Source organism: Agromyces kandeliae, assembly GCF_009674665.1.
Lineage (GTDB): Bacteria > Actinomycetota > Actinomycetes > Actinomycetales > Microbacteriaceae > Agromyces > Agromyces kandeliae.
Genome location: NZ_WKJD01000012.1, coordinates 218,298 through 239,305, shown reverse-complemented (window position 1 = coordinate 239,305; position 21,008 = coordinate 218,298). Strand labels below are relative to the sequence as shown.

The 21,008-nt window shown below is 71.9% G+C and carries 24 protein-coding genes and 1 tRNA gene; 15 read left to right on the top strand and 10 right to left on the bottom strand.

Going from position 1 to position 21,008, the window contains the following annotated elements; translation table 11 throughout:
* Window positions 1–3: 3 nt before the first annotated feature.
* On the bottom strand, window positions 4–786 hold the full coding sequence (locus tag GJR97_RS08225) for an SDR family oxidoreductase (RefSeq protein WP_154345997.1): 783 nt from the start codon (window positions 784–786) through the stop codon (window positions 4–6).
* A gap of 160 nt (window positions 787–946) precedes the next feature.
* On the opposite strand from GJR97_RS08225, the gene GJR97_RS08220 reads away from it, so the two are divergent.
* From GJR97_RS08220 to GJR97_RS08175, 11 genes are all read left to right on the top strand, one after another.
* On the top strand, window positions 947–1,132 hold the full coding sequence (locus GJR97_RS08220) for a hypothetical protein (RefSeq protein WP_154345996.1): 186 nt from the start codon (window positions 947–949) through the stop codon (window positions 1,130–1,132).
* Window positions 1,129–2,652 carry a multicopper oxidase family protein gene (locus tag GJR97_RS08215; RefSeq protein ID WP_195760658.1) on the top strand — a complete coding sequence of 508 codons (1,524 nt, stop codon included), beginning with the start codon at window positions 1,129–1,131 and terminating at the stop codon, window positions 2,650–2,652. Before GJR97_RS08220 ends, GJR97_RS08215 begins: the two co-directional genes overlap by 4 nt.
* Window positions 2,653–2,775: 123 nt before the next feature.
* Entirely contained in the window at window positions 2,776–3,159 is a 384-nt protein-coding gene (locus GJR97_RS08210; protein WP_324613290.1) for a PLDc N-terminal domain-containing protein, read from the top strand.
* A 53-nt stretch (window positions 3,160–3,212) separates the two neighbouring features.
* Window positions 3,213–4,838 carry an ABC1 kinase family protein gene (locus GJR97_RS08205; protein WP_324613289.1) on the top strand — a complete coding sequence of 542 codons (1,626 nt, stop codon included), beginning with the start codon at window positions 3,213–3,215 and terminating at the stop codon, window positions 4,836–4,838.
* Between the two features lie 55 nt (window positions 4,839–4,893).
* Window positions 4,894–5,541: an RNA polymerase sigma factor gene (locus tag GJR97_RS08200; RefSeq protein WP_154345993.1), complete on the top strand. Its 648-nt coding sequence runs from the start codon at window positions 4,894–4,896 to the stop codon at window positions 5,539–5,541.
* 1 nt (window position 5,542) lies between these two features.
* Entirely contained in the window at window positions 5,543–6,316 is a 774-nt protein-coding gene (locus tag GJR97_RS08195) for a hypothetical protein (RefSeq protein WP_154345992.1), read from the top strand.
* Window positions 6,317–6,461: 145 nt separating this feature from the next.
* Complete coding sequence (locus GJR97_RS08190; protein WP_154345991.1) at window positions 6,462–8,132, top strand: FAD-dependent oxidoreductase; 1,671 nt, start codon at window positions 6,462–6,464, stop codon at window positions 8,130–8,132.
* A gap of 52 nt (window positions 8,133–8,184) precedes the next feature.
* Window positions 8,185–8,310, top strand: a complete 126-nt coding sequence (locus GJR97_RS18510; protein WP_267873410.1) for a hypothetical protein — start codon at window positions 8,185–8,187, stop codon at window positions 8,308–8,310.
* Between the two features lie 87 nt (window positions 8,311–8,397).
* Entirely contained in the window at window positions 8,398–8,559 is a 162-nt protein-coding gene (locus GJR97_RS08185) for a hypothetical protein (RefSeq protein ID WP_154345990.1), read from the top strand.
* Between the two features lie 232 nt (window positions 8,560–8,791).
* Window positions 8,792–9,052, top strand: coding sequence for a hypothetical protein (locus tag GJR97_RS08180; protein WP_154345989.1), 261 nt, complete (start codon window positions 8,792–8,794; stop codon window positions 9,050–9,052).
* Between the two features lie 289 nt (window positions 9,053–9,341).
* Window positions 9,342–10,658, top strand: a complete 1,317-nt coding sequence (locus tag GJR97_RS08175; protein WP_154345988.1) for a cation:proton antiporter — start codon at window positions 9,342–9,344, stop codon at window positions 10,656–10,658.
* Window positions 10,659–10,878: 220 nt separating this feature from the next.
* Here GJR97_RS08175 and GJR97_RS08170 read toward each other — a convergent pair whose 3' ends face one another.
* The 7 genes from GJR97_RS08170 to GJR97_RS08140 form a co-directional block, all read right to left on the bottom strand.
* On the bottom strand, window positions 10,879–11,574 hold the full coding sequence (locus GJR97_RS08170) for an ion transporter (protein ID WP_154345987.1): 696 nt from the start codon (window positions 11,572–11,574) through the stop codon (window positions 10,879–10,881).
* Window positions 11,550–11,870, bottom strand: a complete 321-nt coding sequence (locus GJR97_RS08165; RefSeq protein WP_154345986.1) for a hypothetical protein — start codon at window positions 11,868–11,870, stop codon at window positions 11,550–11,552. Before GJR97_RS08165 ends, GJR97_RS08170 begins: the two co-directional genes overlap by 25 nt.
* Window positions 11,871–11,906: 36 nt before the next feature.
* Window positions 11,907–13,097, bottom strand: a complete 1,191-nt coding sequence (locus GJR97_RS08160; RefSeq protein ID WP_154345985.1) for an AI-2E family transporter — start codon at window positions 13,095–13,097, stop codon at window positions 11,907–11,909.
* 75 nt (window positions 13,098–13,172) lie between these two features.
* The gene (locus GJR97_RS08155) at window positions 13,173–13,859 is read right to left on the bottom strand and encodes a hypothetical protein (protein ID WP_154345984.1); all 687 of its coding nucleotides are present in this window, start codon (window positions 13,857–13,859) and stop codon (window positions 13,173–13,175) included.
* A gap of 47 nt (window positions 13,860–13,906) precedes the next feature.
* A complete protein-coding gene (locus tag GJR97_RS08150; protein ID WP_324613286.1) occupies window positions 13,907–14,896 on the bottom strand; it encodes a TerC family protein in 990 nt (329 codons plus the stop codon).
* A 208-nt stretch (window positions 14,897–15,104) separates the two neighbouring features.
* On the bottom strand, window positions 15,105–15,485 hold the full coding sequence (locus tag GJR97_RS08145; protein WP_154345982.1) for a TetR-like C-terminal domain-containing protein: 381 nt from the start codon (window positions 15,483–15,485) through the stop codon (window positions 15,105–15,107).
* 90 nt (window positions 15,486–15,575) lie between these two features.
* Window positions 15,576–16,178 carry a helix-turn-helix domain-containing protein gene (locus GJR97_RS08140; protein ID WP_154345981.1) on the bottom strand — a complete coding sequence of 201 codons (603 nt, stop codon included), beginning with the start codon at window positions 16,176–16,178 and terminating at the stop codon, window positions 15,576–15,578.
* Window positions 16,179–16,255: 77 nt separating this feature from the next.
* On the opposite strand from GJR97_RS08140, the gene GJR97_RS08135 reads away from it, so the two are divergent.
* Both GJR97_RS08135 and GJR97_RS08130 read left to right on the top strand, forming a co-directional pair.
* Window positions 16,256–17,170 (top strand): NAD(P)/FAD-dependent oxidoreductase, encoded by a 915-nt coding sequence (locus GJR97_RS08135; RefSeq protein ID WP_154345980.1) that lies wholly within the window; start codon window positions 16,256–16,258, stop codon window positions 17,168–17,170.
* A gap of 51 nt (window positions 17,171–17,221) precedes the next feature.
* A complete protein-coding gene (locus GJR97_RS08130; protein ID WP_154345979.1) occupies window positions 17,222–17,503 on the top strand; it encodes a hypothetical protein in 282 nt (93 codons plus the stop codon).
* Window positions 17,504–17,625: 122 nt separating this feature from the next.
* Here the strand turns inward: GJR97_RS08130 and GJR97_RS08125 are convergent.
* Window positions 17,626–17,696: transfer RNA gene (locus tag GJR97_RS08125), tRNA-Gly, on the bottom strand.
* Between the two features lie 97 nt (window positions 17,697–17,793).
* Entirely contained in the window at window positions 17,794–19,185 is a 1,392-nt protein-coding gene (locus tag GJR97_RS08120; protein WP_195760642.1) for a Coenzyme F420 hydrogenase/dehydrogenase, beta subunit C-terminal domain, read from the bottom strand.
* Between the two features lie 42 nt (window positions 19,186–19,227).
* On the opposite strand from GJR97_RS08120, the gene GJR97_RS08115 reads away from it, so the two are divergent.
* A complete protein-coding gene (locus GJR97_RS08115) occupies window positions 19,228–20,379 on the top strand; it encodes a polysaccharide pyruvyl transferase family protein (RefSeq protein ID WP_154345977.1) in 1,152 nt (383 codons plus the stop codon).
* Between the two features lie 20 nt (window positions 20,380–20,399).
* Window positions 20,400–21,005, top strand: coding sequence for a dCTP deaminase (gene dcd, locus GJR97_RS08110; RefSeq protein ID WP_154345976.1), 606 nt, complete (start codon window positions 20,400–20,402; stop codon window positions 21,003–21,005).
* The last annotated feature ends 3 nt before the right edge of the window (window positions 21,006–21,008 follow it).

Here is a 21,008-nt window from a genome sequence, read left to right as displayed (position 1 = left end):
CGCTCACCAGGTCGAGTCGCCGCGGATCACCGCGTCGGAGCCTCCGTCGATGAACACGACCTGGCCGCACAGGTGCGCGTTCTCCTCGCCGGTGAGCCACGCGAGCAGGTACGCCACGTCGCGCGGCTGGAAGATGCCGTTCAGCGGCATGGGCACCATCTCGAGGATCGACGCCCGGGCCTCCTCGGTGCTCGTGTACGCCTCGGTCATGGGCGTGACGACGACGCCGGGCGCGATCGCGTTCAGCGGGATGCCGGCGCCCGCCCAGTCCGGCCCGGCCGCGTTGCGCCGGATCCACCGCGCGAGCGCGCGCTTGCTCGTGCCGTAGATCAGGTTCGCCTCCTCGGGCGCACCCGCCTCGAGCTCCGCAGCCCGAGCGAGCGCCGCCGGCTCGTCGCCCGCGAGGAACGCGTCGAGCAGGGCGTCGTCCGGCGGATACAGGGACGCCATCGAGGCGGTCGCGACCGCACGGGGGGCGTCCGACCCCGCGAGCAGCGGCCGAAGGCCCTCGAGCGTCGCGATCGTGCCGAAGTAGTTGACCGCGGCGGCCTTCGCGATCGGGGTGGCGAGGCCGGCGTTGGCGATGATCGCGTCGATGCGCCCGTCGGCGGCGTCGGCGACGCCGGTGACGAGGTCGGTCCGGCCCTGCGCGGTCGTCAGGTCGACGTTCACGTCGGCGTCGCGCAGGTCGACCCCGATGACGCGGTGGCCGCGTTCGGTCAGGAGGTCGGCGGTCGCACGGCCGATGCCGCTCGCGGATCCGGTGACGACGTACGTGCGTGGCATGGCTGCTCCAGCTTCGTTGCGGATGTCGCGCCGTCCTCCGGCGCGCGGGTCCGGGATCCGGCCCCGCTTCGAGCCTCCCCGGCGGCCCGCGGCCCGCGCGGGTCGTTCGACCCACGGGTCATCCGGGCCGCCGCCTAGCCTCGGAGTCGGGAGGTGCGGGATGAGCAACGGGTCGAACGCGGGTCTCGCCGGAGGCGGCGCGATCTACGGTCTCGGGATCTTCGGGGCATGGGTGTACTTCTGGCAGCAGGCCGACGCGTTCTGGGAGTACGTCTGGGCGATCTTCCAAGGCCTCTTCTGGCCGGCGTTCATGGTCTACGAGCTCTTCGCGGCCCTCGGCGATTGAGCGAGCCCACTCCCGGACCCAGCCGCCGCAGCGTCCTCGCGATCGGCGCGGCCGCCGTCGGCGCCATCGCGGTCGGCGCGAGCGGACTCGCCTGGTGGACCGCATCGCAGGTCACCGGGACGGACCCGGTCGCACCCGGGGCGACCGACGGGACGGACGCGTCCGGGTCCCCGGCCGACGGCTCCGCGGGGGAGACGTTCCGCGAACCGGAGGTGCGCTCGAGCTCCGGCGGCCGGCTCGACCTCGAGCTCGCCGCGGCCGCGACGACCGTGTCGATCGACGGGCGGCAGGTGCGCGTCCTCGGGTTCGAGGGCGGGATACCCGGACCCACGCTGCGGGTCCGCGCCGGCGACCGGATCTCCCTCCGGTTCCGGAACGAGCTCGGCGCGACGACCAACCTGCACACGCACGGCCTGGAGGTCTCCCCGGAGGGGAACTCGGACAACGTCTTCGTCATGATCCCGGCCGGCGGCACCTTCGACTACGCCTACGAGCTCGGCGACGACCACCCGCCGGGGGTGTTCTGGTACCACCCGCACCACCACGGCACGACCGCCGAGCAGCTGTTCGCGGGCCTGTACGGCGCGATCATCGTCGAGGAGCCGGATCCGCTCGAGGTCGACCGCGAGCGGGTGCTCGTGATCGCCGACATCTCGTTCGACGCGAGCGGCGACGTCGCGACCGCGACCAGGTTCGAGCGGATGCTCGGTCGCGAGGGCGACCTCGTGCTCGTGAACGGACTGCTCCTGCCGACGATGGCCGCGGCGCCGGGGGAGCGCGAGCGGTGGCGGATCGTGAACGCCTGCACGTCGCGGTACCTCCGGCTGCGCCTCGACGGGCAGCGGATGCGGCTGCTCGGCATCGATGCCGGTCGCTTCGCCGAGCCTCGCGACGTCGACGAGATCGTCCTGCTGCCGGGCAATCGCGCCGACGTCCTCGTGGACGCGGCGGCGGGCGAGGCCGTGCTGCAGACCCTGCCGTTCGATCGCGGCAGCATGGGCGCGATGGGCGCGCCGCGGAGCGCGACGACCGGTGCCGACCTGGCGCGGTTCGTCGTCCAGGGGGATGCCGCGGCATCCGTCGCACCACTGCGCGCGGCATCCGCCGCACCTCGCGACCTCCGCGACGAGGAGGTGACCGGACGCCGGACCCTCACCCTCGCGATGGGAGGCATGGGCGGCGGCATGGGCCAGGGCATGGCGTTCACGATCGACGGACGGACGTTCGCCGAGGGACGGACGGACCTCGAACCCCGGGCAGGGGCGATCGAGGAGTGGACGATCGAGAACACCAGCACCATGGACCATCCGTTCCACCTGCACGTCTGGCCGATGCAGCTGGTCGAGGTCGACGGTGCGCCGGTCTCGGAGGTGGACCGGCGCGACGTCGTGCCGGTGCCGGCCGGCGGCCGGGTGGTCGTACGCATCGCGTTCGAGGGCATCACGGGTCGAACGGTGTACCACTGCCACATCCTCGATCACGAGGACCTCGGGATGATGGGCGCGATCCGCGTCGCCTGAGGGCCCGGGACGCCCGACGGCGGCGGCGGGTGCGACACGCAGCACCGGGACCAAAGGCCGCCCGTCCGGGTTGCTCACGAGTACCGTGTGACTCGTCAGCGCAGCCGTCGAAAGGAACTCCCCGTGGATCTGTGGCAGTGGTTCTGGTTCGTCTTCTGGATCTTCGCCTACGTCGCGTACCTGATGGCGCTCATCTACATCGTGATCGACATCTTCCGCGACCAGTCGCTGAACGGCTGGCTCAAGGCGGTCTGGATCGTCTTCCTGGTGTTCCTGCCGTGGCTCACGGGTCTCGTCTACCTCATCGCGCGCGGCCGCGGAATGGCCGAGCGCTCGGCGAGGAAGCAGGTCGAGTACGAGACGCACACGGCCGAGGAGTACCGCCAGATCTCGTTCGCGAGCCCGTCCGAGGAGATCGCCAAGGCGCAGGCGCTGCGTGACCAGGGCGTCATCAGCGACGGCGAGTTCGAGGCGATCAAGGCGAAGGCGCTGGGGTCGAAGTTCTGAGCAGCGGGTCGACCGACGCGCGGCACCGGGCGCGGTACCGCGAGATCGCGGCGGTGCTGCGCCGTCACAGCTTCGGTTTCCTCGCCGGTCTGGTCGGCGCGGGCCGACGCGTCCCGTTCCGGCGCGGCGCGCCGGACGACGGAACCGCGGACGCGCTGGCCGCGATCGGACCGGAGCACCTCCGCCTCGCCCTCGAGGAGCTGGGACCGACCTTCATCAAGTTCGGGCAGCTCCTCTCCACGCGCTCCGACCTCGTGCCGCCCGCCTACTCGGACGAGCTCGCGAAGCTGCAGGACGCCGCTCCGCCCGTCCCGGTCGAGCAGGTCCGCGCCGTGATCCGCAGCGAACTCGGCGCCGACGCCGACGAGCTGTTCGCGGAGTTCGAGGACGAGCCGCTGGCATCCGCCTCGATCGGACAGGCGCACGCGGCGGTGCTCGACGACGGCACGGAGGTCGTCGTGAAGGTCCGTCGCCCGGGCGCCGTCGCGCAGGTGCAGCAGGACCTCGAGATCATGCGCAACCTCGCCGACCGGGCGAGCCGGACGTGGAACCTCGCGCGCGACCACGACGCCCGCGGGCTCGCGGAGGAGTTCGCGCAGACCCTGCTCGCCGAACTCGACTACCTGCAGGAGGGGCGCAACGCCGAGCGCTTCGCCGAGGACTTCGAGTTCGAGGCGGATGTCGCGATCCCGCGCGTCTTCTGGGACTACACGACCTCGCGCGTGCTGACCCTCGAGCGCATGACGGGACTCAACGTCGGCGATGCGGCCGCGCTCGACGCGGCCGGCGTCGATCGCAAGCGGGTGGCCCGTCGCGGCGCCGAGATCGTCCTCAAGATGACGTTCGAGGACCGGTTCTTCCACGCCGACCCGCATCCGGGCAACCTGTTCGTCCAGCCCGACGGCACGATCGCCCTCATCGACTTCGGCATGGTGGGCGAGATCGACGAGTCGCTGCGCGACCAGTTGGGCGCACTCTTCGTCGCGCTGGTGCGCGGCGACCCCGAGCGGCTCGCCTCGGCTCTCATCGACCTGTCGCCGACCTCCGCAGGGGCGGATCGCGAACTGCTGCAGGACGACCTCGCCGACTTCCTCTCGCGATACCGGCTCGACTCGCTCCGCGAGACGCCGTTCGCGCGCATGATCGCCGAGCTGTTCGGCATCCTGCGCCGGCACCGGCTGCGGCTGCCGCGGGAGATGGCGCTCCTGTTCAAGGCGCTCCTCGTCATCGAGGGCCTCGCACTTCGGCTCGATCCGGAGTTCCGCCTGGGCGAGACGCTGCGTCCGTACGCGCAGAGGCTGGCGCGCGAACGGCTCAGCGCGACCGTGCTCGCCAAGCGCATCGCGCGGGCGACCGCCGACCTCGGCGAGCTCGCGCTCGACATGCCGGGGACCCTGCGTCGACTGCTCGAGCACGCCGATGAGGGCGGGATCCAGGTCCACCTGCGGGCCGCCGAGCTCGAGCCGTTGGTCGGCCGGGCCGAGCGCATCGGCAACCGCCTGGTCGCCGGGATGATCAGCGCCGCGTTCATCACCGGCGTCGGCAGCCTGGTCGCGAGCGAGCGGCGGTGGCGTTCGTGGGAGGGCGTGATGCTCGGCACGGGGCTCGGCGTGATCGGGTCGCTGGGCGGCTACCTCGCGTGGACGATGCGCCGGACGGGGTCGCGGCGCCGGCGCTGAGGGCTGTGGAAACGGGGACTGTCGTCCCCCGTGCGGGGTGCCCTATGCTCGGCGGGTGGCCGACCCCGACGGCGCACTCGCGCACCCCCCGATGCGAGCCGAGCGTGTATCGCGCGCTCGGCCGTCGATCGGCGCGGAGCCGTTCCAGGCCGTCCTCCTCGCCGCGCAGGCGGGGGCCCGCTGGGCGAACTCCGAGCTCTGGAACGAGTACGCGCCGGCCGTGGCCGCCTTCCTCAGGGCGCGCGGCTCGCGCGAGCCCGACGACCTCACGAGCGAGGTGTTCCTCGCGGTGTTCGACCGGCTGGGCGCGTTCCGGGGCGGCGAGGCCGACTTCCGCGCCTTCGTGTTCACGATCGCGTACCGCCGGCTCACCGACGAGCTGCGCCGTCGCCGGCGTCGCGGAGAGCACGAGGAGTGGCAGCAGGAGCTGGACTCGCGGCGGGCCCCGAGCGCCGAGGACGAGGCTCTCGGCCGGTTGGGCGATCGATCCGCCCGCGAGCTCATCGACGCGCTCGTACCGGACCAGCGCGACGTCATGGTGCTCCGGATCCTGGGCGACCTCACCGTCGACCAGGTCGCGGTCGTGCTGGGCAAGCGCCCGGGTGCCGTGAAGGCGCTCCAGCGGCGGGCCCTGGAATCGATGCGGAAGAAGATCGCGACCGGCCGTACCCCTGCACGGGCATTCGGCGATGGCAGGGAGTGAGATGACGAGGCACCGGATCACCGACCACGACGCAGAGGCGCTGCTGCACGGCCGTTCCCCCCGCGGCCGTGACGAGCTCTCCCCCCTCGCCGATGCGATCGCCGGCTTCCGGGCATCGTCATCCGGGAGGCCGCCGCGGCCGAGCGCCGCGGTGGCCTCCCGACTCGACCTCGGCCATCGGTCCGAGGTCGAGTTCGTCCCCGATGCAGACCCGGGCGTGGCGGCGCCCGCACCTGCGCGCGCGCCGTCGGCGAGGAGACGAGTGGTGATGGAGTGGTTCGCGGGCCTGGGGCTCGCGGCGAAGATCTCGATGGGCGCGGTCGCCGCGGTGGCCGTCGGCGCGACAGGTGCCGGAGCGGCCGGGGCCGTCGGCATGCTGCCCGAGCCCGCGCAGGTCGTGTTCGACGAGATGGCCGGCACGGAGCACGGCATCGATCGCGCGGGCGACTCGGCCGGGCTCGATGGTGCGACGGAGGCCGAGGACGCGGGCGTCGACGGCGCCGGGCTCGAGCACGCCGAGGAGCAGGCCGGTTCGGGCCTCGAGATCGCGGTGGAGCACGCCGACGAGAACGCCGAGTTCGGCCTCGAGACCGCCGAGGAGAACGCGGGCTCCGGGATCGGCACCGGCGAGGAGGCGTCCGACGGCGCCGCGCCGGAGGGCGCGGGCGATGCAGCCGACGATCCCGGCTCCCAGCCGGAGGACGCGGGCTCCCAGGCGGACGACGCGGGCTCGCAGGCCGGCGATCGCCCCGGGCCAGACGGCGCCGGTGACTGACCGACCCCCTCCGACCGGTCCTCGACGGGCCCTCGCCGATCTCGGCGGGGGCCCGTCGTCGTCCGCGCGGGCGTCCGCCGACCTGCCTGAGCGATACCTGAAGGGTATTTTGACAATACCCCAGGGGTATTGTTACGCTCGTGCCATGACCTCGAAGCGGTACCTCATCATCGGCGGCGTCGCGGGCGGAATGTCCGCAGCCACCCGCCTCCGTCGCCTCGACGAGCACGCCGACATCATCGTGCTCGAGCGCGGCGGCCACGTCTCGTTCGCCAACTGCGGCCTGCCGTACTACCTCGGCGGCGTCATCGAGGAGCGCTCCAGCCTCCTCCTGCAGACCCCCGCCTCGCTCGGCAGCCGGTTCGGCCTCGACGTGCGCGTGCGCACCGAGGCCGTCGCCATCGACCGCGACGCGAAGACCGTGCTCGTGCGCGACCTCGTCACGGGGGAGGAGGCCATCGAGGCGTACGACGCCCTCGTGCTCTCGCCCGGCGCGACCCCGGTGCGCCCGCCCATGCCGGGCGGCGACCGCATGCTCACCCTCCGCGACATCGACGACGTCGACCGCGCCATGTCCGAGCTCGAGGTCGCCCCGCGTACTGCGCTCGTCATCGGCGCCGGCTTCATCGGCCTCGAGATGGTCGAGAACCTGGTGCACCGCGGCCTCGACGTCACGCTCGTCGAGCTGGGCGACCAGGTCCTCCCGCCGCTCGACCCCGAGATGGCCGCGCCGGTCGCCGACCGCCTCCGCGACGCCGGCGTCGACGTGCGCCTCGGCACCCAGGTGACCGAGCTCCATGCCACCACCGCACAGCTCAGCGACGGCACGACCGTGCCGGCCGAGTTCGTGCTCGGCTCGATCGGCGTCCGCCCCGACACGAGGCTGGCCGCCGCGGCCGGGCTCGAGGTCGGCGAGCGCGGAGGCATCCGCGTCGGCGACGACCTGCGCACGAGCGACCCGCACATCTGGGCGATCGGCGACGCCGTCGAGAAGGTCGACGCGATCAGCGGCGAGCAGCGACTCGTCGCCCTCGCGGGCCTGGCCAACCGCCACGGACGGCTCGCCGCCGACGCGATCGCGGGCCGCGACATCCGGGTGCGCGACGCCCTCGGCACCGCGGTCGTCGGGCTCATGGGCCTCACGATCGCCACGACCGGATGGCCCGAGAAGCTGCTCCGCCGCGTCGGGCGCGAGGTGCGCGTCATCCACACCCACCCCGCCTCGCACACCGGGTACTACCCCGGCGCCGAGCAGATGGCGCTGAAGCTGGTCGTCGACGCCGAGACCGACGAGATCCTCGGCGCACAGGGCATCGGCGGCGACGGGGTCGACAAGCGCATCGACGTCATCGCGACCGCGATGTCCGGCGGCCTCACCGCCTCCGACCTCGCTGACCTCGAGCTGGCGTATGCGCCGCAGTTCTCGTCCGCGAAGGACCCGGTGAACATGCTCGGCTACGTCGCGCTGAACGCCGCCGAGGGGCTCACCCCGTCGATCCAGTGGCACGAGCTCGATGCAGCGATGGAGGCGGGCGCCGTGCTCGTCGACGTCCGCACGCCGGGCGAGGTCGCGGCCGGGGCGATCCCGGGCTCGATCAACCTCCCGCTCGACGAGATCCGGTCGCGCGTCGACGAACTGCCCGCCGGGCGCCTCGTCGTGCACTGCAAGGTCGGCCAGCGCGGCCACACCGCGGTGCGCCTGCTCGCACAGCTCGGCCGGGACGCCGTGAACCTCGACGGCGGGTACCTCACGTGGCAGGCCGGCGAGTCCGCCCGCGCCCACGCCGAGACCCGCGAGACCGCGGTCGCCGCCTGACGCGGCCCGTCCACCAGACCACCCACGCACATTCGAACCTGAGGAGACCACCATGTGCAGCCCCGTCACCTGTTCCTGCGGCAAGACCACCTGGTCGGGCTGCGGCCAGCACATCGACTCGGTGAAGGACGTCGTCCCGGCCGACCGCTGGTGCGACGGCGACCACGGCGCCCGCTGAGCCGCGGCATCCGCCCCACCACCCGACCCCGACCCGGACCCGGTCGCCGACCGCGACCGGGTCCCCCACCCTCCGAGGAGAACCACCATGTGCCGAGCCGTCACCTGCCGCAAGTGCGGCAAGACCACCTGGGCCGGATGCGGCCAGCACGTCGACCAGGTCATGCGCGGCGTGCCGCGCACCCAGCGCTGCGCGGGCCACGAGGACGAGCCGTCGACCGGCTTCTTCGCGAAGCTCTTCGGCCGCTGAGCCGCGGGCGTTCCGCCGAGCCGACCCTGAGCCGATGCCGCTGAGCCGATGGCCGCTGAGCCGGTTCCGCCGAGCCCCACGGGCCGAACGGGAGGAGTTCCCGACCGCGGGCCGGCGTGTCACCCCCCGACACGCCGCCCCGGCGCGGGAACTTCCTCCCGTTCGGCCCGTCCTCGTTCGCGAGGACGTCCGCGAGCTGCGTGCCCGGGCCGCCGAGGCATGGGCCTCCGCGATGGGGGATGCCACGTCGTGCGCGCTCGCCAAGGACGGGCGGTCGCACCCCGCCGGGAAGTTCCACGAGGGTCGCACCGCCGCGCTCGGCGAGCTGCTCCGAGCCTGCCCGGCGGATGCCCCGGGGTCGACGATCGTCGCGCTGGCCGCGTCGCTCGCCGAGCAGTGGCGTGGCCGCACCGCGCCCGGCGGCGGCAGCCGCGACTGGGAGAGCTACCGAGCGGGCGGGCTCGACGCGCTGGCCGCGGTCGCGGCATCCTGAACCGACCCGACTGGGGTCCCGCATGACGAGCGGGGCCCGACCTCCCCGGCCGAACCCCGCCCGCGTCGTGTGCCGCCATCCCCCCCGGAGAATGCCGCGCCTCGCCGCGAAGCTCGGCGAGGTGAGCTCACGCTAATGAGGGCGGAGCGGTGGCCGGAAGTCCCCCGTTGGGGGTGTCACCGCGGCGTGGGCGATCGGGCGCGGCGGCTGGTGGGCGCCGCCGCGGCATCCGTACGATGTCCGTGGGCCGCCTCGGGCGGTCGCGTGGGCGATCGGGGACGGGGTCGGCATGCTGGCGGTGACGGTGGTGATGGCGGTCATCATCCTCTGGAGCGCACTGTCGGGCCCGCTGGACCGCCGTGGCGTCACGCCGGCGCTCTTCCTCATGGTCGTCGGCTTCGGGCTGAGCGCGATCTCGCCGGGCATCCTCGACGTGTCGCTCGAGTCGGTCGTCGCCGAGCGCATCGCCGAGATCGCCCTCGTGCTGCTGCTGTTCAGCGACGCGACGCGCATCGACCTCCGCGTGCTGCGCCACCAGCTCGGATGGCCCAGCCGGCTGCTGCTCGTCGGCCTGCCGCTGACGATCCTCGCCGGGACCGGGATCGCGGCGCTCGTGTTCCCCAGCATGGCGCTGGCGTCCGCATTCCTCCTCGCGATCATGCTCGCCCCGACCGACGCGGCGCTCGGCCAGAAGGTGGTCGCGGACCGGCGCGTGCCCGCGCGCGTGCGCCAGGCGCTCGACGTCGAGAGCGGGCTCAACGACGGACTGGCCGTCCCGCTCTTCCTCGTGGCGCTCTCGATCGCGAACGCCGAGTTCGAGGCCGGGGTCACGGGCATGGTGGCCGGCAGCATGGCCGCCCAGATCGGCTGGGGACTGACGGCCGGCCTCGCCGCCGGCGTTCCGGGCGGCCTGCTCTTCCGGGCGGCCGATCGCCGTGGCTGGATCGCACGCGAATGGCGTCAGATCCTGCCGCTCGCCGTCGCACTGCTCGCCTACGCCATCGCCCAGGACCTCGGCGGCAGCGGATTCATCGCGGCGTTCGTCGGCGGCATCGCGTTCGGCCGGCTCGCGGGGCCCAGCCGATCGAAGGTCACCGTGCTCTCCGAGGCCGCGGGCGACCTGCTCGCGGCGGTGACCTGGATCGCGTTCGGGGCGCTCGCGCTCACGCTCGCCCTGCCGTACGTGACCTGGCAGGTCGTCGTCTACGCGGTGCTCAGCCTCACCGTCGTGCGGATGGTGCCGGTCGCGATCGCGCTCGCGGGCAGCGGCGCGAGGCGCCCGACGGTGGCCTTCATCGGATGGTTCGGACCGCGCGGCCTCGCCTCGCTGGTGTTCGCCCTGCTCGCGGCCGAGAGCGGGGTGCCGGAGGGCGAGACGGTGCTCACCACGGTGGTCGTCACCGTGGCACTCAGCATCACCCTGCACGGCCTCACCTCGGCGCCGCTCGTCGAGGTCTACCACCGGTGGTACGACACGCACACGCCGATCGACTCGACCGCGGGGGAGTCGGTGCCCACGAAGCTGCCGCGGCATCGTCGGCAGTTCCCGGGCCTGAACGGCGGGACCGAGGACGGCGACGGCACCATCCCACCTTCTGCGCCCTGAGTCAAGCCTCGGCCGAGGATTCGGCGTCCTGCAACGTGTCGATCAGACTCGAAGCGGCGAGGCGGACGGTCTGGGGACGGATCCGCCGCCGCCATTCTCCGGTGGGTCGGGGGTGTCGAGAGTCCGGGGGGACTCGAGGACGCGCTCCCGGCTCTCCGTCCGGGGGCGCAGGTCGCCCGATCGGTGCCCGTCGCCTCACCGCGAGGCAGCGGGGACGCCCTCAGGCCGCCGGCGGTTCCTCGGCGCCGGCCTCGTCGCGGTCGCCCCTCCGCGGTGAGAGGAAGAGGTTCGCGAGGTAGCCGGTGAACGTGCCGAAGATGCCGACGCCGACCACGATCATGATGGCTCCCGCGAACCGGCCCGCATTCGTGACCGGGTACTCGTCGCCGTACCCGACGGTCGAGATGGTGACGACCGTGTACCAGAGCGCATCCGACGCCGTCGTGATGTTCGCGCCCGGAGCGTGCTGCTCCAGGGAGAGCATCGTCAGGCTCCCGAACTGCAGCACCAGCACGCCCATCAGGAGCAGCGCGTACAGGGCGCTGCCGGCCCGGTCCCTCACGAGGGTCCGCCAGATCCTGCGCGCCCCGAGTTCTCGGAACAGGCGGACGACCCGGATGATCCGGAACAGGCGCAGGATCTTGAGCTGGGCGAACGGCAGGCTCGCCAGGAGGTCCGCCCACCCGTAGTGGCGGAAGAAGTAGGCCACGCGCTGGGGGGCGGTCGCGAGCCGATAGGCGAAGTCGACGAGGAAGACGGCACTGAAGACCGCGTTCATGACGGCGAGCACGGTGTCGAGCGCCGCGTCGTCGACGAGCGCGTACATGAGGACGAGGTTGACGATCGAGAGCACCGACAGCGCACCGACGAAGATCTCGTACCCGGTGCTCTTCAGCTCGCTCCGCGGCTTCGCCATGCGGGGATCATGGCACGGGCGGGCCGCGCCGTCCGGGAGCCACGAGGCGGGGCGTGCACGCTGCATTCCGGTTCGCTCGCGGTTGGCCGCGCGAAGGCGAGGCTCACCGCCGAGAGGACGAGCAGGACCATCGACGTCGGCTGGATCGAGCGGTGCGCCCGGAAGCGGTCGGCCGTGCGTCCGACGAACGGCGCTGCCAGTGCGAGCATCCGGAGCTCGTAGCGGCCCACGGCCGCGACCCGGCCGACGTCGGTCCCGGTCACGAGTCGGCGCGGCCCGCCGGGATCAGCGGTCATCGGGCGCCTCGGCCGTCATCGTTCCGGTCTCGGTCGTCATGCGCGTCCGTCGTCCGGATCGCCCTCCTCGGGTGCGACCCGGACGTTCTGTGCGGGGATCACGACGCGGCGGAGCACGATCAGGATGGATGCGGTGACCGGGATCGCGACCAGTGCGCCGAGGAGCCCGAACAGGGTCGCGCCGACCATCGCGCCGATGATGACGAGGACGCCGGGGACGGCGACCGCGCGTCCCATCACGCGGGGGGTGACCCAGTACGCCTCGAACTGGATGTAGAGGAGGTAGCCGATCCCGAACACGAGCGCGGCGGTCGGGCTGATGAACAGTGCCGCGATGGTGCCGACGACCAGGAAGAGCAGGGATCCGATGAGGGGGACGAGGGTGAGCAAGAACGCGCCGATCGCGAGCAGCACGGCGATCGGCGACCCGACGGCGAGTTGCAGGGCCAGGACGACGGCCGCGTTGATCGCGGCGAGCAGGATGCCGCCGGAGACCACGCCGCCGACGGACGCGGTGATCTCGTCCGTGAGGGTCGTGAACCGCGCCCGCCGGTACGCCGGGAGCAGTTCGGCCGCGGCGTGCTTCATCGCGGGCAGCGCTGCGACGAAGTAGAGGGTGAGCACGACCACGATGACGCTGTTCGAGATCGCGCCGATCACGCCGGCTCCGGCCTGGGCGACGCCGCCGGCGATGGCCACGAACGTGGACACGCTCAGCAGCGAGTCCCATGCGGCCTCGAGTGCGCGGGCCAGGTCGATGACGGTGCGCTCGTCGAGCGATCGGAACCAGGCGCTGTCCTGGATGGCGGCGATGGCTGCCGGAGCGGACTCGACGAGCTCGACGACCTGCCCGATCACGGTGGGCACCACGACCAGGACGGCCAGGACGACCAGCACGAGGAACCCGACGGCGACGATCGTGATGGCCCACGCCCGCGAGAGACCGCGGCGCGCCAGCGCGCGGACGGCGGGATCCATGCCCAATGCGAGGAACAGGGCGAGGGTGATCGACATCAGGACCGAGGACATCGACGCGAGCGCGACCGACAGGCCGACCGCCAGGACCACCCCGATCGTGACCGCGAAGCCCGTGCGGACCGGGCTGACCGGTCGGACGCCGAGCGAGGCGAACCGCCGCGCCGGCTCCGCCGTCGGGCCCGGAGGGACCGCACGACCCGACACGGGCTCGACCGGCTGAGGCGAGGCGTGCTCGGTCGAGTCGGTCATCGCGTCTCCAGTGGCCGGTCCCGTCCATCGTGACGGGTCCCATCGCGGTGCGCAACCGATCGAGCGCCGAGGCGACTAGGTTGCGACGTGCGCTGCGGCCGGCTCGCGGACGTCGTCCGTCGGCTCGGCGCGCCCGCCGACGAAGCGTTCGGTGTCCGACACCGCCGCGGCGAGCAGCGCGACGAGCCGATCGTCGCGATCCCCGACGGCGGCCGTCGCGATTCCGTCGACCGCCCCGGTGATGACATGCCGGCACTGCTTCACCGACGTGCGCGGGCGGCCCCGACCGACCTCGTCGATGAACCGCATGGCCCACGCGTCGGCGCCCGGGGCGGAGCGCAGGGCCGACTCCGCGAGTTCTCGGGCCGCCGCGGAGACGTCGTCGTCGCGGCCGGCGAGCGCGACCATCGCTGCGCGGAGACCGACCGCCTGCGACCGCTGGCGTTCCTCGGCGGCGACCGGAAGGGCCGCATGCGCCGCCCGCACGGCGAGGAGCACGTCGAGCATCGGGTCGTCGCTCGTCAGGCCGACGACCGACGGGATGAGCGCGGCGAGGCGTGCGCGGCCGGCCTCGCTCGTCCGGTCGTTGACCAGCCGGGCGAGGTGCGCGAGGGTGCCGTGCGTGCACGCGGGATGGTCGCTCCAGGGTTCGCCGGCGAGGAAGGACGCGAACTCCATGAAGCATGCGCCGCGACGCGGTGAGCGGTGCCGGCCCGGTGAGAGGATCGGCACGACGTCCGGACGGAATTCTGCGCCTCGCATGGGAACCTCCCTCGCTGGTTCCACTGTGCGCCTGTCGCGACGGCGAATCAAGGGGCGGGTGGAAGGTCGGACGCGCGGACGCGGCGAGTCTTGACGAGGCTCGCGACGGTCGCCACGGCGATCGTGCCCGCGATGAACAGCAGTGACAGCCAGATCGGGATCTCGGGGATCACCGTGATCGGCTCGCCGCCGTTGATGAACGGCAGCTCGTTCTTGTGCAGGGCGTGGATGAGCAGCTTCACGCCGATGAAGGCGAGGATGACGCCGAGTCCCTGCGCGAGGTAGACCAACCTCTCGAGCAGGCCGCCGATGAGGAAGAAGAGCTGCCGTAGCCCCATCAGGGCGAACACGTTCGCCGTGAAGACGATGTAGGCCTCCTCGGTCAGCCCGTAGATCGCCGGGATCGAGTCGACGGCGAAGATGAGGTCGACGAAGCCGATGGCGATGATCGTCAGCAGCATCGGCGTCACCCATCGTCGGCCGCCCCTTCGCACCGTGAGCCGGTCCCCGTGGTACTCGTCCGTCACCGGGAGGTGGCGGCGGACGAAGCGCATGAACCTGCCGTCGGCGGGGTTCGACCCGTCGTGCGTGAACGCCTGCTGGTACGCGAGCACCAGCAGCAACGCACCGAACAGGTAGAAGACCCATGTGAAGTTCTCGATCAGTGCGGCGCCGACGGCGATGAAGATGCCGCGCAGGATCAGCGCGATGACGATCCCGATCATCAGCACCTTCTGCTGGTAGATCTTCGGCACGGCGAAGCTGGTCATCACGATGAGGAAGACGAACAGGTTGTCGATCGACAGCGCCTTCTCGGTCAGGTAGCCCGCGAAGTACTCGCCGCCGAACGTCCAGCCGGAGACGACGCCGATGCCGACGCCGAACACCGAGGCGAGAGCGATGTAGAACGCCGACCATCGCGCCGACTCCCCGATCGTCGGCTCATGCGGCTTGCGCACGTGGGCGAAGAACTCCCAGACGAAGAAGGCGATCGTGACCGCGATGGTGATGACCCAGACGAGCGGGGTGACATTCACGGGAAGCTCCAAACCTGGCGTGAACGGAATCGACGCCAAGGTCTTCTCCATCCCCGATCGGGAACCGATGGCCCGGGATGCGACGTGCATCCGTAGTGACGAGCGACCGTGCCGGAGTACTCCCCTTGGACTTCGAAGTCTAGAGGGCGTCGCCGTGTGCTTGCCAGCACGCAGGGCGATCAGGCTGATCGCGAACGTATCGAGCTCGTCAGGCCACGGGCTTCTGCGACTGCCCGGGTCCGTGGGCCCGAGCCGCATCGAACGCCCGGGCAGCGGCAGAGTAGACCGCCTCGATGTCGGTATCGGGCGGGAATCGTCGGGCCAGTTCGAGGTCGACCAGGCCGTTGATCGTCGCCCACGCCGCGCGGGCGAGGTCGAGATCGCCGCCGGTGGCGAGGATGAGCGGCTCGGCGGCGCGGTCCTCCACTTCCGGCGGCACGCGGCTGCGGTCCACGGGGCGCGTGTTGAGGAGGCGGTACAGGTGGGGGTGGGCCAGGGCCCACCCGCGGTAGGCGCGGGATACGTCGGCGAAGGTCGCGGGAACCCCTCGGACGACTTCGGCCAGCTCGGTCAGCCCCTCGACGGCCACCGCCCGGTGCGTGAGGGAGCGATTGAGCCGGTGACGCATTCCCGCCCACCGGTGGCGTCCCGCGGCCGTCGATTGGAGCCTCGGCCCGATTCAGGTGATGTCGGCAGCGCCGCGGGATGCGGACCTGGCGCGGACGTGCACGCGCTCGCCCTGCCTTCCGAAGAGGCTGAGCACTTCGGCCGGCTCGCCGTCGGCGCTCCCGAACCAATGCGGCAGCCGGGTATCGAACTCGGCCACTTCGCCCACCGCCATCACCAGGTCGTGCTCGCCGAGGATGAGTCGCATCCTCCCGGAGAGGACGTAGATCCACTCGTACCCCTCATGGCTCTTCAGGTCGGGCTGGTTCTGGCTGGCGGGGATCAGGATCTTCCATGCCTGCACGCCGCCGGGGTTCGGAGTCAGGGGGATGACCGTGCGACCGTGCACACGCCGGGGCTTCAGCCGGACCCGCGGGTCGGCGACGTCCGGGGCGCCGACCAGTTCGTCCAGCGGGACGCGATACGCCTGGGCAAGTGGGAGCAGCAGCTCCAGGCTCGGCTTGCGCTGGCCGGTCTCGAGTCGAGACAGCGTGCTCTTCGAGACGCCGGTCCGTTCCGACAGCTCGCTGAGCGTGACGCCGAGCTTGGAGCGCAGTCGCTTGAGTCGCGGACCGACAGCGTCGAGGGCCGCGTCGATGAGCGTCGTGTCATCCATGCCCTCATCTCACTGCATCGATCCCAGTTCCAGCAACAAACGTTGCTGTACGGGAGCTTCAACCTCATGGTTGGACCATGAACGAGTTCGATGTCGTGATCATCGGCGGCGGCGCCGCGGGCCTGACCGCCGCGGTCGTCCTCCTCCGCGCCCGGAGAACCGTCGCCGTGGTCGACGCGGGCGCGCCCCGCAACGCGCCGGCGACGGCGATGCACGGGTTCCTCTCGCGCGACGGAATGGCCCCGCGTGAACTGATCGGCGCCGGCCGCGACGAGGTCGAGCAGTACGGGGGCGTGCTGATCGACGACACGGTGACGAACGCCGCGCCGGGCTTCCGCGTGCACCTCGCCGGCGGCCGGGAACTCGGCGCGCGGAGGCTCCTGGTCGCGACCGGACTCACCGACGACGTGCCCGACATCCCCGGGATCCACGAGCGGTGGGGACGCGACGTGCTCCACTGCCCGTACTGCCACGGCCACGAAGTCCGCGGCGAGCCCCTCGGTGTGCTCGGCGGGAACGCCGAAGCCGTCCAGCATGCACTGCTGATCAGGCAATGGTCGGATGACGTCACGCTCTTCACGCACACCGACAACCCGAGTGACGCACACCGGGCCCTCCTCGCCGCCCGCGGCATCCGTCTCGTCGAGGGCGTCGTCGCCCGGATCGTCGTCCGCGACGATCGCGTGCGCGGCATCGAGCTCGCCGACGGCGGCATCGTCACCCGAGCCGCCGTGTTCGTGCGACCTCGATTCGTGCCGAACGGCGATCTGCTCTTCCAGCTCGGCTGCCGTATCGACCGGAACGGGTGGGTCGAACACGACGCACTCGGCCGCACCTCGGTGCCCGGCGTACGCGTTGCCGGCAATGCCGCCGACCCCAGGGTCCAGGTGATCACCGCCGCAGGTCAAGGCTCCGCCGCGGCGATCGACATCAACGCCGAACTCGTCGAGGACGACCTCGAACACGCCCTCTCAACCCGCTTCGACGGCTGACCTCACGCCGTCCAGCCCAGTCCGCAGTACCGATCGACCAAGGAGCGCACCATGTCCGCAACCGAATCCGCCGCCACGATCGCCCCCCAGCTGCCGCCGCCGAGCACGCACCAACTGGCGCTCATGATCTGGGTCGCCGTCTTCCCGACCCTCACTGCACTGAACCTGTTCCTCGGACCTGTGCTCGACGGCACGCCGAGCGTCCTCCGCACCCTGATCCTTGCCACCATCGCGGTGCCGATCGTGATCTACGGCATCATGCCGTGGCTCCACCGTGCCCGACGCGCGATCATCGCGCGGATCGCCCGACGCCGCAGCCTCCGAGCGCAGTGATGACCGATGTCGCCCGGCTCCCTCGGACCGCCGCCCCCCCAGCAGCGTCAGCCGACGGAGGTCAGCTGGCGGCGCCTGCCACAGGAGTATGGAAAGTCCGTCTGACCGGGGAATTTCTTCAGAGCCGATGACGGGAATCGAACCCGCGCTGTCTGCTTGGGAAGCAGAAGTTCTACCATTGAACTACATCGGCGCGTGGCATCCGCGGCGCCGATGACGCCGGGTGCGACGCAGTCAGCATAGCAAGCGCGACCACCCGGTCCGCACGGTCGAGGCAAGCGGCGACGCGACTACCGCTGAAGCATCCGTCGCACTCGATGGACGGCCGGGCGTGCGACGTGGCGAGCCAGCGCCTTCGCTCCCTGCGACCACGCGTCGAGCAGTCGATACCGACGGATGGCTCGCCGCATCGGTGTCGCGTAGCGGTCGAAGTCGTCCGCCTCGCGGGCGTCGGCGAACGCGACGAGCGAGAGCCGCGAGATGCGGCGCCGCTGTCGCAGCACGGCGGCGCGACGTCGGGAAACCGCGGTGCGGTCGGGGAGCACGCGCTTCATGGGCACGCTGAGCCCGTCGGCCGTATCGTCTGCCAGCCGGAGGGACAGTCCGGCGCGGCGATGGCGGAACCCGCCCGCCTGAGACCCGGCGGCGTCCTCCACCGACAGCGGTTCGAGCTCCACGTCGCCGCGCTCCGCGGCCGCCCGCAGCAGGCGACGCACCCGCTCGTCGCGGATGACCACCGCATTGGTGCCGCGCCAGTCGGCGGCGTACCTCTGGAGCCAGGCATCGGCGAAGGCGACATCCGCCCCCTCGGCGAAGACGTCGTCGCAGAAGTTGCAGGCCTCGGGCTGGAACGCGCCGAACCCCCAGCCGCCGTCGATCGTGTCGGCCGAGCGGCGCACGTGGTGGGCGCCGTCGGTGCTCACGGCGTCGAAGTCGTAATCCCACGCGTAGCGACCTGAGTTCTTGACCCGGAAGTCGATGCGGTCGAGCTCCGTCGGCGGGACGCCGGCCTGCCACGCGAGCGATTCGGCGAAGAACGTCGACTTGAGGTGCCCGCAGACGAGGCCGACGTAGACCCCGAACTGCGAGCCGAGTTCGGGGATCTCGTCCGCGAGCAGGCGGAGGGCCGTGATGAAGCACGGCACGCCGACCACGGCGTAGGTCCGCCCGTCGCCGCGGATCCCGGCGACCGCGTCGGCGAGCGTCGTCGCCGAGTACATCGACTTGCGGTTCTGCTCGATCTCCTCCGGCGCGGTCGAGACGGTGTACGAGAACCGCGGGTCGCCGGCCGAACGGCCGACGTGCAGCACGCCGTCGACGAGTCCGGCGCGCAGCAGTTCCTCGAGCAGCAGCGAGGTCAGGCCGCCCGAACTGCTGCCGACGATCTCCTGCTCGGAGGTCCGGCGTCCGGCGACGATCTCGAGGTGGGCGCCGATCCGGTCGTCCTTCGGCAGGTCGGGGAATCGCTCGCGGGCGAGCTCGTCCTCGTTCTTCGCATCGTCGGAGAACGGGCAGACGCGGCTGGCGGCGCGTACCGCAGCCTGGTCGACCGCGTCGAGCCGGGCCTCGTAGACGCCGTGGCGTCCGATGGTGACCGGGATGGCGCCCGAGGTCCGGACCGAACAGGCGCCGCACCCGATGCACATGCCTCGTTCGACGACCTGTTCGATGCCGTGCGTCATGCGACCCTCCGTGTCGGCGGGCCGCGCTGATACCGTCGACCCGTGTCCCGCAGGGTACTGATCAAGACGCTGCCCCTCCACACCAACTACGGCGGCATCGTCCAGGCGTACGCCCTGCAGCGCGCCATCCGCGACCTCGGCCATCGGGCCGTCGTCGACACCGGCGACCCCATCAGCCTGCGCCGCCGCGTGCTGCACCGCGCCTGGGCGGTGCGCCGGGCGGTGCGGATGCTCCTGCCCGCGCGCGTCGACTGGGACTGGCGCGCGTCGCGCGAGGTCCTGGCGCCGCAGCAGTCCTTCGTCCGTCGCCACCTCTCGAGGGCGTCGGCGGTGGAGCGGGCGGACACGCGCCGCGGGCGCGCCCGCCTCGCGAGGCGGTTCGACACGTTCGTCGTCGGCAGCGACCAGGTCTGGCGGGCGGCGTACGCGGAGATCCCGGAGCAGTTCCTCGAGGTGATCGAGGAGTTCCACGGCCCCCGGCCGCGACGGGTCTCCTACGCGGCATCGTTCGGCCGCGACGACATCGACGAGTACAGCGAGGCCGAGCGTGCGCGGGCGACCGAGCTGATCCGGAGGTTCGACGCGGTCTCGGTGCGCGAGGAGTCGGGCATCGGCATCTGCGCCGACGCGTTCGGGGTCCACGCCGAGCGGCACCTCGATCCGACCATGCTGCTCACACCCGGGCACTACCGCGGGCTCGTCGCCCGCGCCCGAACCGACCCAACGCCCGCCGCCGGCCGCACCCTCGTCTACCGGCTCGACGCGACCGACGACATGCTCCGCGCGGAGCGCGCGATCGCCGAACGGGTCGGGGCTCCCGCGATGGAGCTCCTGCCGACGGCCTCGCCGGGCTCGTACGGCGAGTACGCCGCCGATCGCGCCCGGTTCGACCGCCCATCGGTCGAGCGGTGGCTGGCGAGCATCGCGTCCGCCGACTTCGTGGTGACCGATTCCTACCACGGCTGCGTCTTCTCGATCCTGTTCAACCGGCCGTTCGTCGTGCACGCGAACGCGCGGCGCGGAGCGGCGCGGTTCGACTCGCTGCTCGGCGTCTTCGGCCTCGAGCACCATCGCGCCGGAGCATCCGCCGACGGCATCGACGACCGGGTCTTCACGCCGGACTGGTCGCACGTCAACCGGGTGCTCGAGGCGGAACGCGCGCGGGCGACGGCATACCTCGTCGAGAACCTCTGACGCCTCGCTACGCTGAGGGCATGCTGCTCTCGGATCGCGACATCAGGGCCGAGCTCGATCGCGAGCGCATCCGGCTCGAGCCCTACGACCCCGCGATGATCCAGCCGTCCTCGATCGATGTCCGCCTCGATCGGTACTTCCGGCTGTTCGACAACCACAAGTACCCGTTCATCGATCCCGCGGAGGACCAGCCCGAGCTCACGCACCTGATCGACGTGCGCCCCGACGAGGCGTTCGTGCTGCATCCCGGCGAGTTCGTGCTCGCGTCGACCTTCGAGGCGGTCACCCTGCCCGACGACGTCGCGGCGCGCCTCGAGGGCAAGAGCTCGCTCGGCCGGCTCGGCCTGCTCACGCATTCGACGGCCGGCTTCATCGACCCGGGCTTCACCGGGCACGTCACGCTCGAGCTGAGCAACGTCGCGACGCTCCCGATCAAGCTCTGGCCCGGCATGAAGATCGGCCAGCTCTGCTTCTTCCGCCTCTCCTCGCCGAGCGAGCGCCCCTACGGATCGGCCGAGTACTCGTCGCGCTACCAGGGGCAGCGCGGTCCGACGGCGTCGCGGTCGTTCCAGAACTTCAGCAGGGCGGATGTCGGGGTGACCGACGCCGGCGCTGCCGGGAGCTAGCGC

Excerpts from the sequence above, each read along its gene's own strand:
- GJR97_RS08195 (WP_154345992.1), top strand. The coding sequence starts at position 5,543 with ATGACGAGGCACCGGATCACCGACCACGACGCAGAGGCGCTGCTGCAC.
- GJR97_RS08155 (WP_154345984.1), bottom strand. The coding sequence starts at position 13,859 with ATGCGAGGCGCAGAATTCCGTCCGGACGTCGTGCCGATCCTCTCACCG.
- GJR97_RS08170 (WP_154345987.1), bottom strand. The coding sequence starts at position 11,574 with ATGGCGAAGCCGCGGAGCGAGCTGAAGAGCACCGGGTACGAGATCTTC.
- GJR97_RS08175 (WP_154345988.1), top strand. The coding sequence starts at position 9,342 with ATGCTGGCGGTGACGGTGGTGATGGCGGTCATCATCCTCTGGAGCGCA.
- GJR97_RS08190 (WP_154345991.1), top strand. The coding sequence starts at position 6,462 with ATGACCTCGAAGCGGTACCTCATCATCGGCGGCGTCGCGGGCGGAATG.
- GJR97_RS08185 (WP_154345990.1), top strand. The coding sequence starts at position 8,398 with ATGTGCCGAGCCGTCACCTGCCGCAAGTGCGGCAAGACCACCTGGGCC.
- GJR97_RS08120 (WP_195760642.1), bottom strand. The coding sequence starts at position 19,185 with ATGACGCACGGCATCGAACAGGTCGTCGAACGAGGCATGTGCATCGGG.
- GJR97_RS08140 (WP_154345981.1), bottom strand. The coding sequence starts at position 16,178 with ATGGATGACACGACGCTCATCGACGCGGCCCTCGACGCTGTCGGTCCG.
- GJR97_RS08220 (WP_154345996.1), top strand. The coding sequence starts at position 947 with ATGAGCAACGGGTCGAACGCGGGTCTCGCCGGAGGCGGCGCGATCTAC.
- GJR97_RS08160 (WP_154345985.1), bottom strand. The coding sequence starts at position 13,097 with ATGACCGACTCGACCGAGCACGCCTCGCCTCAGCCGGTCGAGCCCGTG.
- GJR97_RS08225 (WP_154345997.1), bottom strand. The coding sequence starts at position 786 with ATGCCACGCACGTACGTCGTCACCGGATCCGCGAGCGGCATCGGCCGT.
- GJR97_RS08180 (WP_154345989.1), top strand. The coding sequence starts at position 8,792 with ATGGGGGATGCCACGTCGTGCGCGCTCGCCAAGGACGGGCGGTCGCAC.
- GJR97_RS08135 (WP_154345980.1), top strand. The coding sequence starts at position 16,256 with ATGAACGAGTTCGATGTCGTGATCATCGGCGGCGGCGCCGCGGGCCTG.
- GJR97_RS08130 (WP_154345979.1), top strand. The coding sequence starts at position 17,222 with ATGTCCGCAACCGAATCCGCCGCCACGATCGCCCCCCAGCTGCCGCCG.
- dcd (WP_154345976.1), top strand. The coding sequence starts at position 20,400 with ATGCTGCTCTCGGATCGCGACATCAGGGCCGAGCTCGATCGCGAGCGC.
- GJR97_RS18510 (WP_267873410.1), top strand. The coding sequence starts at position 8,185 with ATGTGCAGCCCCGTCACCTGTTCCTGCGGCAAGACCACCTGGTCGGGC.
- GJR97_RS08165 (WP_154345986.1), bottom strand. The coding sequence starts at position 11,870 with ATGACCGCTGATCCCGGCGGGCCGCGCCGACTCGTGACCGGGACCGAC.